The following is a 16,595-nucleotide window of genomic DNA, read 5'->3' on the forward strand; positions in this document are numbered from 1 at the left end:
ATGCTTTTCGTTATAATTAGGGAAGTGTCATCGTCTTACTATAAATTTATGGTAAAATAAACGATAAAAGATTGAGTACATAGAGTGGGTGAATAGATTGAAGCTACTAGTGAAAGCACCAGCAAAGATTAATCTGTCGTTAGATGTACTGGGAAAAAGACAAGACGGATATCATGAAGTGAAAATGATTATGACAACCATTGATTTAGCAGATCGTCTAGAACTAACGGAATTAGCAGAAGACCGTATTGAAATTTTATCCCATAATCGGTATGTCCCAGACGACCAACGAAATTTAGCTTATCAGGCAGCGAAATTATTAAAAGAGAAGTTTAATGTAAAAAAAGGTGTATCTATTACTATTGAAAAAACGATTCCAGTAGCAGCTGGATTAGCAGGTGGAAGTAGTGATGCAGCAGCGACATTACGTGGTCTTAATAAATTATGGAATTTAGGGCTTACAATTGATGAGTTAGCAGAGCTTGGCGCAGAAATTGGATCAGATGTATCGTTCTGTGTATACGGCGGCACAGCAATTGCCACTGGAAGAGGAGAGAAAATTGAGCATATAAAGACTCCGCCTTCTTGTTGGGTTATTTTAGCGAAACCACATATAGGTGTATCTACTGCTGATGTGTATGGAAATTTAAAGTTAAATCGAGTTACACATCCAAATGTAGATAAAATGGTTGATGTCATAAATTCTGGAGATTATAAAGGGATTTGTGATACTGTTGGTAACGTTTTAGAAGATGTAACATTTGGAATGCATCCTGAAGTTGCACGTATTAAATCACAGATGAAGCGATTCGGAGCGGATGCTGTATTGATGAGTGGAAGTGGTCCAACTGTATTTGGACTTGTACACCATGATTCTCGAATGCATCGCATTTATAACGGGTTAAAAGGATTTTGTGAACAGGTCTATGCGGTACGTTTATTAGGAGAGCGAGAAACGCTTGAATAAAGACGTATAATACGTTATGATTTGTTTAGAATATTCGTGATTTGAGGTGAGAGTATGAAAATTAGAAGAAGTACAAGATTAGTCGATATGACTTATTACTTGCTACAAAACCCTCGTCAGCTAGTATCTCTCACTTTTTTTGCTGAAAGGTATCAATCGGCTAAGTCTTCCATTAGTGAAGATTTAGTTATTATTAAGCAAACGTTTGAACAACAAGGGGTCGGCACATTGCAAACGATACCAGGAGCAGCAGGAGGAGTGAAATATATACCGTATATAAGTGAAGAAGAGGCAGATCTAATTATTGATGAGCTTTGTGGCTTATTTGAAAATCCAGATCGTATTTTGCCTGGCGGTTACTTATACATGACAGATTTATTGAGTAATCCTCGCCATATTAATGGCGCAGGTCGTTTGTTTGCTTCTGTTTTTGCTAGGCAATCAATTGATGCGGTTATGACGGTGGCAACGAAAGGGATTCCACTTGCTTATGCAGTGGCAAATTACTTAGATGTACCAGTTGTAATTGCAAGGAAAGATAATAAGGTAACAGAAGGTCCGACTGTTAGTATTAACTATGTGTCGGGTTCTTCTAAACGAATTCAAACAATGACATTAGCAAAACGCAGCCTTCCAGAAGGATCGAATGTTTTAATTATTGATGACTTCATGAAAGCTGGTGGAACGATTCAAGGTATGATGAGTATGTTAGAAGAGTTCAAGGCTAATGTTGTTGGTATTGGTGTATTAGTAGAATCCACAGATATTGAAGAACGACTAATTAATAATTTTGTATCATTAATTCGTCTATCGGAAGTTGATGTGAAAGAAAAAACGATTCAAGTGGAAAAAGGGAATTATTCTCTTGCACCATTTGATGAAGGGCTTGTAGAGGCTGAATAAAAGGTAGAGCAGATAGCTCTATCTTTTTTTATTTTATTTATAGATTATAAAATAGATGGACAAACTGCCTTTCGTACACTATTTTTAAAGAGTAAAATAAATAATAAAAGGGTGAAAAGTATGAAAGTTGTTCAAACAAGCAAGGCACCACAAGCGATTGGACCTTACTCACAAGGGATTATTGTAAATAATATGTTTTATAGCTCAGGACAAATTCCATTAACGGAAAATGGGGAGCTTGTAACAGGAGATGTAACAGTACAAACAGAACAAGTATTTCAAAATTTACAAGCGGTATTAGAGGAAGCAGGTGCTTCATTTGATACAGTCGTAAAAACAACAGTATTTTTAAAGGACATGGATGATTTTAATGCAGTGAATGAAGTATATAGCTCTTATTTCTCTACTCATAAACCAGCTCGATCTTGTGTGCAAGTAGCAAAATTACCGAAAGATGTTTCCGTTGAAATTGAAGTAATCGCCCTAGTTAAGTAACCTTTTGTAAGCGATAACCTCCACTAATCTCTATATTCAACTACATTAAAAATTTTTATCTTAAAAATTTTTAAAAAATTAAAGGGAAAATAGAAAATTTGTGGAATTTATACAAATATATCGCTTATTTAGAAAAGGGTGGTGAACACAAGATGGAAGTGACTGACGTAAGATTACGCCGCGTAAACACAGAAGGCCGCATGAGAGCAATTGCCTCTATTACTTTGGACCATGAATTTGTTGTTCATGATATTCGTGTAATTGATGGTAATAATGGATTATTTGTAGCAATGCCAAGTAAACGTACTCCAGATGGAGAGTTCCGTGACATTGCACATCCGATTAATTCTGGTACACGCTCTAAAATTCAAGATGCGGTTTTAACAGAGTATCATCGTTTAGGCGAGTTAGAAGAGGTTGAGTTTGAAGAAGCAGGTGCTTCGTAAAATTCGAATGAAAAGGGCTTTGACGAAAAGCCTTATAATTTTGTAGCAAACTCCTGTAAGCATTTACAGGAGTTTGTTTTTTTTACTTTATATTTGTAAATTTCATAATTCATTAATATAAAAAGAAGAAACTACTAATTTTTTCAAAATCATTTTAAATAGTATAGCTTATTTCTTAAAAAAGATACTAAAGAGTAAAACATCTTATAAGAATTATGGTAAAATTTAATAGTTAAAATGTGTTTCTTGAAATATATGATGATTTAGGATAATATCTTTAATGGATAAATAGGTTGCGATGGAGGGTCTATATGTCAAACAGATTTGCAGTGATTCTAGCTGCAGGTAAAGGCACACGTATGAAGTCTAAGCTATACAAAGTGCTGCATCCTGTATGTGGAAAACCCATGGTACAACACGTAGTCGATCAAGTATCTCAATTAGGATTGCAGAAACTTGTAACGGTTGTTGGACATGGTGCTGAAATGGTACAAGAACAGCTAGGAAACGTAAGTGAGTTTGCATTACAAGCAGAACAACTTGGTACAGCACATGCTGTAGATCAAGCTGCAAGTGTACTTGCAAATGAAGAAGGAACAACTTTAGTTATTTGTGGTGATACGCCGCTAATAACTGCTGAAACGATGGAAGCATTACTTCAGCAACATAAAGAAGCAGGAGCAATGGCGACGGTGCTAACAGCGTACATAGAAGAACCTGCTGGATATGGCCGTATTGTTCGTAATGAGAATGGTCATGTTGAAAAGATTGTTGAGCATAAAGATGCAAATGAGAAAGAATTAGCTATTAAAGAAATCAATACAGGTACGTATTGTTTTGATAATAAGGCTTTATTTGCTTCACTTTCTAAAGTTTCAAATGATAACGTACAAGGTGAATATTACCTTCCAGATGTTATTGAGATTTTAAAAAATGAAGGTCATATCGTATCAGCTTATCAAACAGAGCAGTTCGATGAAACGTTAGGTGTTAACGACAGAGTCGCTCTATCGCAAGCGGAAATTATTATGAAAAACCGTATCAACCGAAAGAACATGGTAAATGGTGTTACAATTATTGATCCAAGTAACACTTATATTTCTGCTGATGCAATTATCGGTAGTGATACAGTTCTTCATCCAGGAACAATTATTGAGGGGAACACTGTAATTGGTTCTGATTGTGAAATTGGACCGCATACAGTAATTCGTGATAGTGAAATTGGAGATCGTACGACAATTCGTCAATCTACTGTACATGATAGTAAACTTGGTACAGAAGTATCGGTTGGTCCATTTGCACATATTCGCCCAGATTCAGTTATTGGAGACGAAGTACGCGTTGGAAACTTCGTGGAAATCAAAAAAACTGTCTTTGGTAATAGAAGTAAAGCTTCACACTTGAGTTATATCGGGGATGCACAAGTTGGAGAAGACGTGAATCTTGGTTGTGGTTCAATTACGGTGAACTATGACGGTAAGAATAAATTCAAAACTGTGATTGGTAATGGGGTATTTATTGGATGTAATTCAAACCTTGTTGCTCCAGTAACAGTTGAAGATGGTGCTTATGTGGCAGCAGGCTCTACAATTACAGAGAATGTTCCATCAAAAGCATTATCGGTAGCACGTGCACGTCAAGTTAACAAAGAAGACTATGTTGATCAATTGCTGAATAAGAAAAAATCATAATGTGGAGGGTTAATCTAGATGTCGACTCAATATCTAAATTCTAATTTGAAAGTATTCTCTTTAAACTCTAATAAGGAACTTGCTGAGCAGATTGCAAAGCATATTGGAGTAGGACTAGGAAAATGTTCTGTTGATCGTTTTAGTGATGGAGAAGTTCAAATTAACATTGAAGAAAGTATCCGTGGTTGCGATGTATTCATTATTCAATCTACAAGCTTCCCAGTAAACGAACATATCATGGAATTACTTATTATGATCGATGCATTAAAACGTGCATCTGCGAAAACAATTAATATTGTTATTCCTTATTATGGTTATGCGCGTCAAGACCGTAAAGCGCGTTCTCGTGAACCAATTACATCGAAACTTGTAGCAAACTTGCTTGAAACAGCAGGTGCAACTCGTGTAATCACTCTAGATTTACATGCTCCACAAATTCAAGGGTTCTTTGATATCCCAATCGACCACTTAATGGGTGTACCGATTCTTTCTGATTACTTTGAAACAAAAGGTCTTAAAGATATCGTAATCGTGTCTCCTGATCATGGTGGTGTAACTCGTGCAAGAAAAATGGCAGATCGTCTAAAAGCGCCAATCGCTATTATTGATAAGCGTCGCCCTCGCCCGAACGTATCAGAGGTAATGAACATTATCGGTAATATTGAAGGCAAAACAGCGATTTTAATTGATGACATCATTGATACAGCTGGTACAATTACATTAGCAGCAAACGCTCTTGTTGAGAACGGTGCTTCTGAAGTATATGCTTGCTGTACACACCCAGTATTATCTGGTCCAGCAATTGAACGTATTCAAAATTCAAATATTAAAGAGTTAGTTGTAACGAACTCTATCGTATTACCGGAAGAGAAGAAAATCGACAAAGTACATGAACTTTCAGTTGCTCCATTAATCGGAGAAGCAATCATTCGTGTATACGAAGAAGAATCTGTGAGTGTATTATTCAATTAATTGGATAGAATGAGACGTAACCAAAATTGGTTACGTCTTTTCGTATCGAAAAAAGAAAGTAGTGGTACAAGAATGAAATTGATAGTAGGACTTGGGAACCCAGGTAGAGAATATGAATTAACAAGGCATAATATTGGATTTATGGCCATTGATGAACTTGCGAAGCGTTGGAACATTTCTTTGAATGAACAAAAATTTAAAGGTGTATTTGGTGCAGGTTTTGTTAATGGAGAAAAGGTAATCTTATTAAAGCCGCTAACATATATGAATTTATCTGGAGAAAGTATTCGTCCACTCATGGATTATTATAAAATTGATGTTGAGGACTTCGTTGTTATGTACGACGATTTAGACATTCCTGTAGGTAAATTGCGTCTTCGCATGAAAGGTAGTGCTGGTGGACATAATGGTGTAAAGTCAATGATTTCACACCTAGGAACACAAGAATTTCAACGTATCCGTATGGGAATTGATCGCCCGAAAAATGGAATGAAGGTAGTCGATTATGTATTAGGACGCTTTACATCTGAAGAGATTCCGGATGTTAACCATTCTATTGAAAAAGCAGCGGATGCATGTGAAGAGTGGCTAAATAAGCCTTTTCTCCAAATCATGAATACTTTCAATAGTTAAAAATGAGATTAGGAATATTTCTTTTTTGTTTTACCCATACTAGTAGTAATTTAATTTTTAGGAGGCTAGTATGGAAGGGTATTATTATTGCAGACACTGCGGAGGTAATGTAGGCTCCATTAACGCAGAAAAAGTATATAGCGACGTTTTATTTCAACTAACAGAGCAAGAAGTAGTAGAGATGATTCATTTTCATGAGAATGGAAATATATATATAAAAACGATTTGTGAATCGTGTCAAGAAACGCTCGCATCTTATCCTGAGTATTATGAATATGAAAAATTTCTGCAATAAAATGTTGTCGCTTTGGCATGTCCAAAGCATTTTTCTGTTTTCCTTTTCCGAAATATTTGCATAAAATAGAATGGCTTGCTCTTTATGTTGAGAGGAGTTTTAAAAATGATAGGTTTATTAGAGCAATTTTATAAAAATAAAGAGATACAATCAGTTATTAATGGATTAGAAGATGGGTTAAAGGAACAACTTATATCAGGGATGGCAACGTCTTCTCGTTCATTATTAATGGCGGCTTTATATAAAAAAACAAAAAAATCACAATTAATCGTGACACATAACTTATACCAAGCGCAAAAAGTACATGAAGATTTAGTGGCGTTACTTGGTGAAAAAGATGTGTGGCTATATCCAGTGAATGAACTTATAGCATCGGAAATTGGGGTTGCAAGTCCAGAATTGAAGGCGCAACGTATAGAAGTGTTAAATCGCTTGGCTGCTGGAGAGAATGGAATCATTGTAGCTCCAGTGGCAGGATTGCGTAGATTTTTACCAATAAAAGAATTGTGGAAGCAAAAGCAAGTTGAAATCAATCTAGGGCAAGAGATTGATTTAGATGCGCTCTTGCATACTTTACATCATATTGGCTATGAACGTAAGTCGATGGTAGAAGCTCCAGGGGAGTTCAGTTTGCGCGGGGGAATATTAGATATTTATCCTTTAACTGAAGAACTACCATTTCGTATTGAATTCTTCGATACAGAAGTCGATTCTATTCGATTATTTGATGTGGATGAACAGCGTTCTCAAGGAAAAAAAGAAAGCGTTAAGTTTGGTCCGGCAACAGAGTTTTTATTTTCACAGGAAGAATTAAAATCAGGAATTCAGCATCTTGAAGAAGGTTTGACTAAGACGATGCAAAAACTTTCTGATGATAAACTAAAGACTACAGTACTTGAGACGGTAAGTCATGAAATTGAGATGTTGAAAAACGGGCAAAGTATAGAACAGATGTTTAAATACTTATCTATTTTCTATAAAGAACCTGCTAGTCTGATAGATTATTTACCAGAAGACGGTGTTGTAATTTTAGATGAGATTTCCCGTATTCAAGAAACAGCATCACATCTGGAAACAGAAGAGGCGGAATGGTATATATCACTTCTTGGTGAAGGAACAATTATTCAAGATTTATCTTTCTCTCACGCATTCGAGGGATTTCTTCATCATAAAAAAAGAAATTTTGTATATTTAACGTTATTCTTGCGTCATATTGCACACACGCATCCGCAAAATATTGTAAATGTAACATGTAAAACAATGCAAGATTTCCATGGACAGATGAATTTGTTAAAAACAGAAATTGATAGATGGAATGAAGGGCATTTTACGACTGTTGTACTTGGAACAGATGATGAACGTGTGAAAAAATTACAACATATTTTAAGTGATTATGATATTGAGGCAGATATTGTGGAAGGTACAGATATCTTATTGCCTGGAAGGTTACAAATTGCTGTAGGTGATTTACATGCAGGATTTGAAATGCCGATGCAAAAGCTTGTTGTCATTACTGAAAAGGAGCTTTTTCATAAGAAAGTTAAAAAATCACAACGTAAACAAAAGTTATCGAATGCTGAACGTATTAAAAGTTATTCGGAATTAAAAGTTGGAGATTATGTAGTTCATGTAAATCATGGTATAGGTAAATTTTTAGGTATTGAGACATTAGAGATTAATGGTGTTCATAAAGATTATTTAAATATTAAATATCAAGGTAATGATAAGTTATACGTTCCAATTGAACAAATTGATCAAGTCCAAAAATATGTAGGGTCTGAAGGTAAGGATCCAAAAGTTTACAAATTAGGCGGTAATGATTGGAAGAAGGTTAAAACGAAAGTTGAAAAATCTGTACAAGACATTGCGGATGACCTAATTAAACTATATGCTGAACGCGAAGCTTCAAAAGGCTATGCATATACGCCAGATACAGCAGAACAACAAGAGTTCGAATCATCTTTCCCATATCAAGAGACAGAGGATCAGTTACGTTCTATTGACGAGATTAAAAAAGATATGGAACGCGGACGCCCGATGGATAGGCTCCTTTGTGGTGATGTAGGGTATGGAAAGACTGAAGTGGCTATTCGTGCGGCATTTAAAGCAATTATGGATGAAAAACAAGTTGCAATTTTAGTACCGACAACGATTCTTGCGCAGCAACACTATGAAACAATTCGAGAGCGTTTTCAAGATTATCCAATCAATATAGGATTATTAAGTAGATTCCGTACGAGAAAACAACAAAATGAAACGATTAAGGGTTTAAAGGATGGCACAATAGATATTGTAATCGGAACACATCGTATTTTATCTAAAGATGTTACTTATAAAGATTTAGGGCTTCTTATTATTGATGAAGAACAAAGATTTGGTGTGACGCATAAAGAGAAAATTAAACAATTGAAGGCGAATGTTGACGTATTAACATTAACGGCAACTCCGATTCCACGGACGCTTCATATGTCTATGCTTGGTGTGCGCGACTTATCTGTTATTGAGACACCGCCAGAAAATCGTTTCCCAGTCCAAACGTATGTAGTAGAGTATAATCCAGCATTAATGCGAGAGGCGATAGAGCGAGAGCTTGCAAGAGGCGGTCAAATTTACTTCCTATATAACCGTGTAGAGGATATTGAAAGAAAAGCAGATGAAATTTCGATGTTAGTTCCAGATGCCCGTGTAACATACGCACATGGGAAAATGAACGAAAGTGAATTAGAGTCTGTTATGCTATCATTTTTAGAAGGACAGCATGATGTTCTTGTAAGTACAACAATTATTGAGACGGGTGTAGATATTCCGAATGTAAATACGTTAATTGTATTTGATGCAGATCGTATGGGATTATCACAGTTGTATCAGCTTCGTGGGCGTGTTGGACGTTCTAATCGTGTTGCATATGCATACTTTGCCTATAAACGTGACAAAGTGCTGTCAGAGGTTGCAGAGAAGCGTCTGCAAGCAATTAAAGAGTTCACGGAACTTGGATCTGGTTTCAAAATTGCGATGAGAGATTTATCTATTCGTGGAGCAGGTAATTTGTTAGGGGCAGAGCAGCATGGATTTATTGATTCTGTCGGATTTGATCTATATTCTCAAATGTTAAAAGATGCAATTGAACAGCGTAGAGGAACAGATGGGGCTGAAAATACAGTTAATGTTGAAATTGACTTAGAGGTAGATGCATACTTACCAGATGCTTATATTTCAGATAGTAAGCAAAAAATTATGATGTATAAACAATTTAGAGGTGTTTCTGCAATTGAGGATATTGAAGAATTGCAGGAAGAAATGATCGATAGATTCGGTGATTATCCACAAGAAGTCGGTTATTTATTACAAATTGCAAATATCAAAGTGTTGGCAATGAAAGAACAAATTGAGTTAATTAAACAGAATAAATTTGAAGTAACATTCCTGTTTTCTGAACAAGCAAGTCAAAATATTGATGGTGGAAAATTATTCATGCTTGGAAATAGTTTTGGACGTATGATCGGTTTAGGAATGGAAGGATCACAATTGAAAATTGTTATGAAAACAAATGGTTTAGAGACATCGAAGTGGTTAACAATTGCTGAAAATTTATTAAAAGGCTTACCAGATGTAAAAAAAGAAGTAATAAATGCCTAAAATAAGATAAAAAAATACAATTCGACGTGCATAGAAGAACTAATGTGTAAAATACTATGTCTAACAGTTGGTGATTTTTACATGAACAGGTAAATTCACCACTTTGATCATCAGTAGAAAGTGAGGCAGCATTAGAATGAAAGCAACTGGAATCGTACGTCGAATTGATGATTTAGGCAGGGTAGTAATCCCGAAGGAAATTCGTAGAACTTTACGTATTCGAGAAGGAGACCCACTAGAAATATTTGTTGATCGCGATGGAGAGGTAATTTTAAAGAAGTATTCTCCAATTAGTGAACTAGGTGATTTTGCAAAAGAATATGCTGAGGCTTTATATGACAGCTTAGGACATAATGTGCTTGTCTGTGATCGAGATTCTATCATCGCAGTATCAGGCGTATCGAAAAAAGAATACTTAAATAAAAGTGTTGGCGATTTAATCGAAAAAACGATGGAAGAACGAAAGTCTGTTATTATGACGGACGAAAGTGATATTTCCATTATCGATGGTGTAACAGAAAAGGTTCATTCTTATACAGTTGGACCGATTGTTGCAAACGGAGACCCGATTGGAGCTGTCATTATTTTTTCGAAAGAAGCTATTATAAGCGAAATCGAGCATAAAGCGGTTAATACTGCTGCCAGTTTCTTAGCGAAACAAATGGAACAGTAAGGGTGTATAATTTTAGAAGTAGCAATTTTTCCTAATTATGATCTTTCTTTTTGAGAAATCAATTATTTGGAGATATATGTATATTGAATGAAGGTAGCGCTTTGCTACCTTTTTTCGTTGAGTATTTTTAACGGTGCAGGAACCTATTATTACCCGTGGTGGTAAGGCAGCTTGTTCATTTCTTTATGATATAATACGAGAGGTGAGAATAGAAAAAGGAGTTTTCTTATATGGAAGCGAAGAAGTATCAAGCCTTTTGGCGCGGGGCTATTATATTAACGATTGCAAGTTTTGTTACAAAAGTATTAAGCGCTTTTTACCGTATTCCATATCAAAATATAGCGGGTGATATTGGTTTTTATATTTACCAACAAATTTACCCGTTTTATGGATTTTGTTTAATTTTAGCTACTTATGGGTTTCCTATTATCATTTCGAAAATGGTTGCAGAACGACTAGAGCGGGGAAAACAAAAAGAAGCAGAAGAAATTATTTGTGTATCTTTTTGGTTTTTATTGGGAATTGGTTTTATAGGCTTCTTTACATTGTTTTTTGGGGCCAAAACAATTGCGATAGCTATGGGTGATATATACTTAGATAAGTTACTACGTGTTATTTCATTTTCATTCTTATTGATGCCGTTTTTGTCTGTAGCAAGAGGGTATTTTCAAGGCTTCAATAATATGATGCCAACAGCTGTTTCGCAAGTAATAGAACAAACAATTCGAGTTTCTATTATTGTATTTTTATCGCTATTCCTAATTGCTCACGGATTTGATTTATATACAGTTGGTGCAGGGGCTATGTTAGGCTCAATTGCGGGTGGACTTATTGGGATTATTGTACTTATGTTGTATATGCGTCGAGATTTTCGTTCTATATTTTTCAAAAGTGTAGCGAGAATTAAGGGAAAAAGGAGGATAATTAAAATCCTTTTTTGGCAGGGGTTAGCGATTTGTGTTAGTAATTTAGTGCTTATTTTTATACAGATGGCAGATTCAATATCCTTGTACACCTTACTTATTGGTGCGGGAGAACAGGTTGAAAGTGCAAAGGTATTAAAGGGTGTTTATGATAGAAGTATTCCGCTAATGCAATTAGGTACTGTTGTGACGACTTCTTTCTCGTTGTCACTTATTCCAATTATTACAGCGGCGAAGGAAAGAGGAGATCTTTCCTTTATTCAAGAAAAGGTAAAGTTAGCAATGAAAATAACACTTGTTATTGGACTTGCAGCAGCTATTGGACTAACTTGTATTATTCAACCTACGAATATTATGTTGTTTGAAAATAGTGATGGATCAGATGTTTTATCTATTTTATCTTTATCTATTTTATTTAGCTCGTTGTCAATTACGACGGCTTCTATTTTACAAGGGTTGGGACAAACATTTAAGCCAGCATTATTTGTTGTATTTGGAGGTTGCTTAAAGTTAGCGTTAAATTATATATTTATGCCTTATTTTGGTGTGAAAGGGGCAGCCTTTGCGACTTTGTGTGCGTTAATTATAATTTCTGGGCTAAATAGTTTGTTGCTTATGAGAGCTGTATCAGGATCGCTTATCAATAAGCGAAATATGTTAGGTGTAGTGATTAGTGGTATCTGTATGGGATTTGTATTAATGATGTTCACACGTGTGTTGCAGGTGTCTGGATTAGTAATTGATACGGAACATAGAGGAATCGCGACGCTTGAAGCGTTGCTAGGTGTAGTTGTCGGCGGATTGACATATATGTTTTTAATTTTGAAATTACGTGTATTTACAAAAAAAGAATTAGGAACCGTTATGAAACAAGAGAAAAAAGAAGGTTCATTGAAGAAGAGTGGATAGAGGTGACAGATTGTGAGTGGAATCATTACTATTTTAGGTTTAGGTGCTGGTGAATTAGATCAGCTAACGATGGGTGTATATCGAAAGATAAAAGAAGCAGATCATCTGTTTGTTAGGACGAAGGAACATCCAGTTATAGAAGAATTGGAGAAAGAAGGCGTGCAATATACGGCTTTTGATGATGTATATGAAGCGCATGATACGTTTGAAATTGTATATGAAACAATTGCGAATAAATTGCTAGAACAAGCTGAAGGTACAGAAATTATCTATGCTGTTCCAGGGCATCCGCTTGTAGCAGAAAGAACAGTTCAGCTACTGTTGGAAAAAGGTGAAGATTCAAATGTTGAATTGCGAATTGAGGGTGGACAAAGTTTCCTTGATCCTATGTTTGCAAGCCTAAAGATTGATCCAATTGAAGGATTTCAATTACTTGACGCTACATCATTTAAAAGAGGACAATTAGAATTACGTCAACATCTAATCTTTTGCCAAGTATATGATGCATTCGTTGCATCTGATGTGAAATTAACATTAATGGAGATGTTGCCGGATGATTATGAAGTGTATATCGTAACAGCTGCAGGAACTTCATTTGAACAAGTAAAGAAGGTACCGTTGTATATGTTAGATCATGAAACGGAATTGAATAATTTAACGAGTGTGTATGTGCCGCCAGTTCAGGAGCGTGCATCCTTGTATCAACAGTTCGATGTACTTAGAGAAATTATTGCAGAACTTCGAGGCCCAAATGGTTGTCCGTGGGATAAAAAGCAAACACATCAATCATTAAAGAAATATTTAATTGAGGAAGCTTATGAAGTATTGGAAGCAATTGATGAAGAGGATGATGATCACTTAGTAGAAGAATTAGGTGATATATTATTACAAGTTATGCTTCATGCTCAAATTGGAGAAGATGAAGGTTGGTTTTCTATAGATGATATCATTCGAACTCTATCTGAGAAAATGGTTCGTCGCCATCCACATGTATTTGGAAATACGGATGTAAACAATGCTGATGAAGTGATTGCCAATTGGGAAGAAATTAAAAAACAAGAAAAAGGATTCGTGAAAGAATCTGTTTTAAATGGCGTTCCAAAAAGTTTGCCGCAGTTACTACGCGCCTATGAAATTCAGAAGAAAGCCGGTAAGGTTGGATTTGATTGGGTTGATGTGCAGCCTATGATAGAGAAAGCTTTGGAAGAATGGCAAGAGTTCCAACAAGAAGTTACAAACATGGATGAGGAAAAGATGCTAGGTGAGTTTGGTGATTTACTATTTGCATTTGTTAATATAGCTCGTCATTATAAAATAGATCCAGAAGAGGCGTTACGTTCAACTAATGAGAAATTTACTGGTCGTTTTTTATACATGGAGGCAAAAGTAGCTGAAATGAATAAAGAGATGGAAGATTTATCATTAGAACAGTTAGATGTTTTATGGGAAGAAGCGAAACAAACAGAGCGTTAATAGGGGGATTTGAGATGCGTCTAGATAAGTTTTTAAAAGTGTCACGTTTAATTAAAAGAAGAACATTAGCGAAAGAAGTAGCTGATCAAGGAAGAATATCTATTAATGGTCAAGTGGCAAAAGCAAGTTCGGATGTGAAAGTAGCTGATGAATTAACAATTCGTTTTGGTCAAAAAATAGTGACTGTAAAAATAAATGAATTGAAAGAAACAACTAAAAAAGAAGATGCAGCAAATATGTATAGCTTAGTTCGCGAAGAAAAAGTAAAAGCGGAAGAAGGCTTGTTCTAAAATCATTTATCCCCTCATACATTACTATTAGCTAGTAAAAACCTATGGGGGGATTTACGTGAATAATGGTTACTCACCTACGTCTTCTAATCAACAAAATGTTTCTGTGGAGCATGATATTATTATGCGTGGAAGGCGTGTAATTGATATTACTGGTGTGAAGCAGGTAGAGAGTTTTGATAGCGAAGAGTTTTTACTCGAAACCGTAATGGGTTTTTTAACGATTCGTGGTCAAAATTTACAAATGAAAAATTTAGATGTAGAAAAAGGTATTGTGTCGATTAAAGGGAAAGTTCATGAGATGCTGTATATTGATGAAAATCAAGGAGAAAAAACTAAAGGTTTCTTTAGTAAGTTGTTTAAATGAGCTTAACAATTCAGTTGTATACAATGCTTTCAATGATTGGAATGGGTGCTTGGATTGGAGCATCTTTAGATACATATCAACGTTTTTTAAAGCGTCAAGAACGTAAACGTTGGCTTGTATTTATACATGATATACTATTTTGGATTGTCCAAGCATTATTTGTCTTTTATGTATTGCTTCTCGTAAATGAAGCTGAGTTACGTATATATGTGTTTTTGGCATTATTATGTGGTTTTGCGGCATATCAAAGCTTACTGAAAGCACTATACATGAAGCTGTTAAATTTTCTCATCTATATTTTTATGCAAACAACATATTTTTTTGTTCGAATTATACAGCTACTCATGATAAAACCTGTTATTATTATAGCGCAGCTATTTATTGCATTTATATTATTCTTATTTCGTATACTGCTTTCAATTGGACATGTGTTATGGAAAATGGTGATTTGGATATTACTTTTCATATGGAAAGTTTTTTTCTGGCCTGTTCGATTTATTGCTTCGCTCATATGGAAACTTCTCCCTAATCGTGTTAAACTTTTTATAGTGAAACATATAGGGTTCCTGCAATATATAGCAAAATTGAAGGGACATATCTTCCAAATATGGGAGCGTATAAAAAAGAAGTTAGGGGGACCTCGGAAATGAGGGAACTGAGACAAAGAACAATCGAAAAACAGAGTCCAAATCCTGTTAAAGAGCATATAATACAAACGGATGAGAACAGGAAGCGACTTTATCGCCGTTTAGCGGTTTTTCTTGTCTTTACTTTTACAATTATTGCGAGTATTAGTGTAACGTTTTATCAACAAAACAGTTCCATTAAAGCAAAAGAAGCAAAAGTTAAGGACATGAAAAAAGAACTGGATTCATTAACGAATAAAGAAAAAAGTCTAAAAGACGAAGTTCAAAAGTTAAATGATGAAGAGTACGTATTAAAGATTGCTAGAAGGGATTATTTCTTCTCTGGTAAAGGGGAGATAATTTTTCCTGTTTCGAAGTAGAGTATGTCTTATTGACACTATATTTTAGGATTATATATAATAAAGTAAAATTTGACTTTTTAACCACTAAGGAGGAGCATTTTTTTTATGTCAATCGAGGTAGGCAGCAAGTTACAGGGTAAAGTAACAGGTATTACAAATTTTGGGGCTTTTGTGGAGCTGCCAGAAGGCTTAACTGGTCTTGTTCATATTAGTGAAGTTGCTGATAACTATGTAAAAGATATTAACGATCACTTAAAAGTGGGCGACCAAGTAGAAGTAAAAGTTATTAATGTTGAAAAAGATGGAAAGATTGGTTTATCTATCAAAAAAGCGAAAGAACGTGAAAAAACAGAAGGAGATCGTCCACGCGGTGAATACCAACGCGGTGGTGATCAACAACGTTCTGGACGTCCACAACGTAATAATCGCTCTTTCAACAGAGATAATCGCGGTGGCGGTAACGACCGAGCTCCAAAAGAAACATTTGAGCAAAAGATGGCACGCTTCTTAAAGGATAGCGAAGATCGTTTAACTTCTTTAAAGCGTAACACAGAGTCTAAACGTGGTGGCCGTGGCGCACGTCGCGGATAATAAGACCGTTTAGTTTTTAACATATAGAGAGGTACCCAGAGTGATGGCTCAGGGTACTTTTTTATATGTGAAAATATATTTTAAAAAAGTTTTCAAGATATGTTGACTTTAAATAATATCTGATGTAAGATACTAATTGTCCGTTAAATACGACGACATGGCGGTGTAGCTCAGCTGGCTAGAGCGTACGGTTCATACCCGTGAGGTCGGGGGTTCGATCCCCTCCGCCGCTATATTTAATTTAACGGCCCGTTGGTCAAGTGGTTAAGACACCGCCCTTTCACGGCGGTAACACGGGTTCGAATCCCGTACGGGTCATCTAAAAAGATCATGCAAATTTGCA

At 35.6% G+C, this 16,595-nt stretch carries 17 protein-coding genes and 2 tRNA genes; all 19 read left to right on the forward strand.

All coding sequences use genetic code 11. The annotated features are described in order from the left end of the window. Nucleotides 1–97: 97 nt before the first annotated feature. Complete coding sequence (ispE, locus tag CN409_RS00090) at nucleotides 98–967, forward strand: 4-(cytidine 5'-diphospho)-2-C-methyl-D-erythritol kinase (RefSeq protein ID WP_000772104.1); 870 nt, start codon at nucleotides 98–100, stop codon at nucleotides 965–967. Nucleotides 968–1,021: 54 nt separating this feature from the next. Continuing rightward, nucleotides 1,022–1,870 (forward strand): pur operon repressor, encoded by an 849-nt coding sequence (gene purR, locus CN409_RS00095; RefSeq protein WP_000702467.1) that lies wholly within the window; start codon nucleotides 1,022–1,024, stop codon nucleotides 1,868–1,870. Nucleotides 1,871–1,990: 120 nt separating this feature from the next. Beyond that, nucleotides 1,991–2,365: a RidA family protein gene (locus tag CN409_RS00100; protein WP_000869823.1), complete on the forward strand. Its 375-nt coding sequence runs from the start codon at nucleotides 1,991–1,993 to the stop codon at nucleotides 2,363–2,365. Nucleotides 2,366–2,517: 152 nt separating this feature from the next. Beyond that, entirely contained in the window at nucleotides 2,518–2,811 is a 294-nt protein-coding gene (spoVG, locus tag CN409_RS00105; protein ID WP_000454041.1) for a septation regulator SpoVG, read from the forward strand. Between the two features lie 311 nt (nucleotides 2,812–3,122). Further along, nucleotides 3,123–4,502 (forward strand): bifunctional UDP-N-acetylglucosamine diphosphorylase/glucosamine-1-phosphate N-acetyltransferase GlmU, encoded by a 1,380-nt coding sequence (gene glmU / locus CN409_RS00110; RefSeq protein ID WP_000071039.1) that lies wholly within the window; start codon nucleotides 3,123–3,125, stop codon nucleotides 4,500–4,502. Nucleotides 4,503–4,520: 18 nt separating this feature from the next. Then, nucleotides 4,521–5,474, forward strand: a complete 954-nt coding sequence (locus CN409_RS00115; protein ID WP_000107420.1) for a ribose-phosphate diphosphokinase — start codon at nucleotides 4,521–4,523, stop codon at nucleotides 5,472–5,474. A 72-nt stretch (nucleotides 5,475–5,546) separates the two neighbouring features. Beyond that, nucleotides 5,547–6,107 (forward strand): aminoacyl-tRNA hydrolase, encoded by a 561-nt coding sequence (gene pth / locus CN409_RS00120; protein ID WP_014894852.1) that lies wholly within the window; start codon nucleotides 5,547–5,549, stop codon nucleotides 6,105–6,107. 70 nt (nucleotides 6,108–6,177) lie between these two features. Then, the gene (locus CN409_RS00125; protein WP_000399438.1) at nucleotides 6,178–6,402 is read left to right on the forward strand and encodes an anti-sigma-F factor Fin family protein; all 225 of its coding nucleotides are present in this window, start codon (nucleotides 6,178–6,180) and stop codon (nucleotides 6,400–6,402) included. Nucleotides 6,403–6,507: 105 nt separating this feature from the next. Then, complete coding sequence (gene mfd / locus CN409_RS00130; protein WP_000579721.1) at nucleotides 6,508–10,038, forward strand: transcription-repair coupling factor; 3,531 nt, start codon at nucleotides 6,508–6,510, stop codon at nucleotides 10,036–10,038. Nucleotides 10,039–10,174: 136 nt separating this feature from the next. Next, a complete protein-coding gene (gene spoVT, locus CN409_RS00135) occupies nucleotides 10,175–10,711 on the forward strand; it encodes a stage V sporulation protein T (RefSeq protein WP_000648306.1) in 537 nt (178 codons plus the stop codon). A gap of 230 nt (nucleotides 10,712–10,941) precedes the next feature. Then, nucleotides 10,942–12,543 carry a putative polysaccharide biosynthesis protein gene (locus tag CN409_RS00140; RefSeq protein WP_000387575.1) on the forward strand — a complete coding sequence of 534 codons (1,602 nt, stop codon included), beginning with the start codon at nucleotides 10,942–10,944 and terminating at the stop codon, nucleotides 12,541–12,543. Between the two features lie 12 nt (nucleotides 12,544–12,555). Further along, nucleotides 12,556–14,016, forward strand: coding sequence for a bifunctional methyltransferase/pyrophosphohydrolase YabN (gene yabN, locus CN409_RS00145; protein ID WP_000014231.1), 1,461 nt, complete (start codon nucleotides 12,556–12,558; stop codon nucleotides 14,014–14,016). 14 nt (nucleotides 14,017–14,030) lie between these two features. Then, nucleotides 14,031–14,306: an RNA-binding S4 domain-containing protein gene (locus CN409_RS00150; protein ID WP_001234876.1), complete on the forward strand. Its 276-nt coding sequence runs from the start codon at nucleotides 14,031–14,033 to the stop codon at nucleotides 14,304–14,306. A 58-nt stretch (nucleotides 14,307–14,364) separates the two neighbouring features. After that, the gene (gene yabP / locus CN409_RS00155; protein ID WP_001059105.1) at nucleotides 14,365–14,673 is read left to right on the forward strand and encodes a sporulation protein YabP; all 309 of its coding nucleotides are present in this window, start codon (nucleotides 14,365–14,367) and stop codon (nucleotides 14,671–14,673) included. Next, nucleotides 14,670–15,323, forward strand: a complete 654-nt coding sequence (gene yabQ, locus CN409_RS00160) for a spore cortex biosynthesis protein YabQ (RefSeq protein WP_000059770.1) — start codon at nucleotides 14,670–14,672, stop codon at nucleotides 15,321–15,323. The genes yabP and yabQ overlap by 4 nt, the downstream gene beginning before the upstream one ends. Next, nucleotides 15,320–15,679 (forward strand): cell division protein DivIC, encoded by a 360-nt coding sequence (divIC, locus tag CN409_RS00165; protein ID WP_001208739.1) that lies wholly within the window; start codon nucleotides 15,320–15,322, stop codon nucleotides 15,677–15,679. Before yabQ ends, divIC begins: the two co-directional genes overlap by 4 nt. Nucleotides 15,680–15,766: 87 nt before the next feature. Continuing rightward, nucleotides 15,767–16,252 carry a S1 domain-containing RNA-binding protein gene (locus CN409_RS00170; protein ID WP_000021451.1) on the forward strand — a complete coding sequence of 162 codons (486 nt, stop codon included), beginning with the start codon at nucleotides 15,767–15,769 and terminating at the stop codon, nucleotides 16,250–16,252. Nucleotides 16,253–16,411: 159 nt separating this feature from the next. Next, nucleotides 16,412–16,485 (forward strand) — tRNA-Met (locus CN409_RS00175). A 13-nt stretch (nucleotides 16,486–16,498) separates the two neighbouring features. Beyond that, a tRNA-Glu gene (locus CN409_RS00180) sits at nucleotides 16,499–16,570 on the forward strand. Nucleotides 16,571–16,595: the final 25 nt, after the last annotated feature.

Source organism: Bacillus sp. AFS012607, from assembly GCF_002558005.1.
GTDB classification, from domain to species: Bacteria; Bacillota; Bacilli; order Bacillales; family Bacillaceae_G; genus Bacillus_A; species Bacillus_A thuringiensis_S.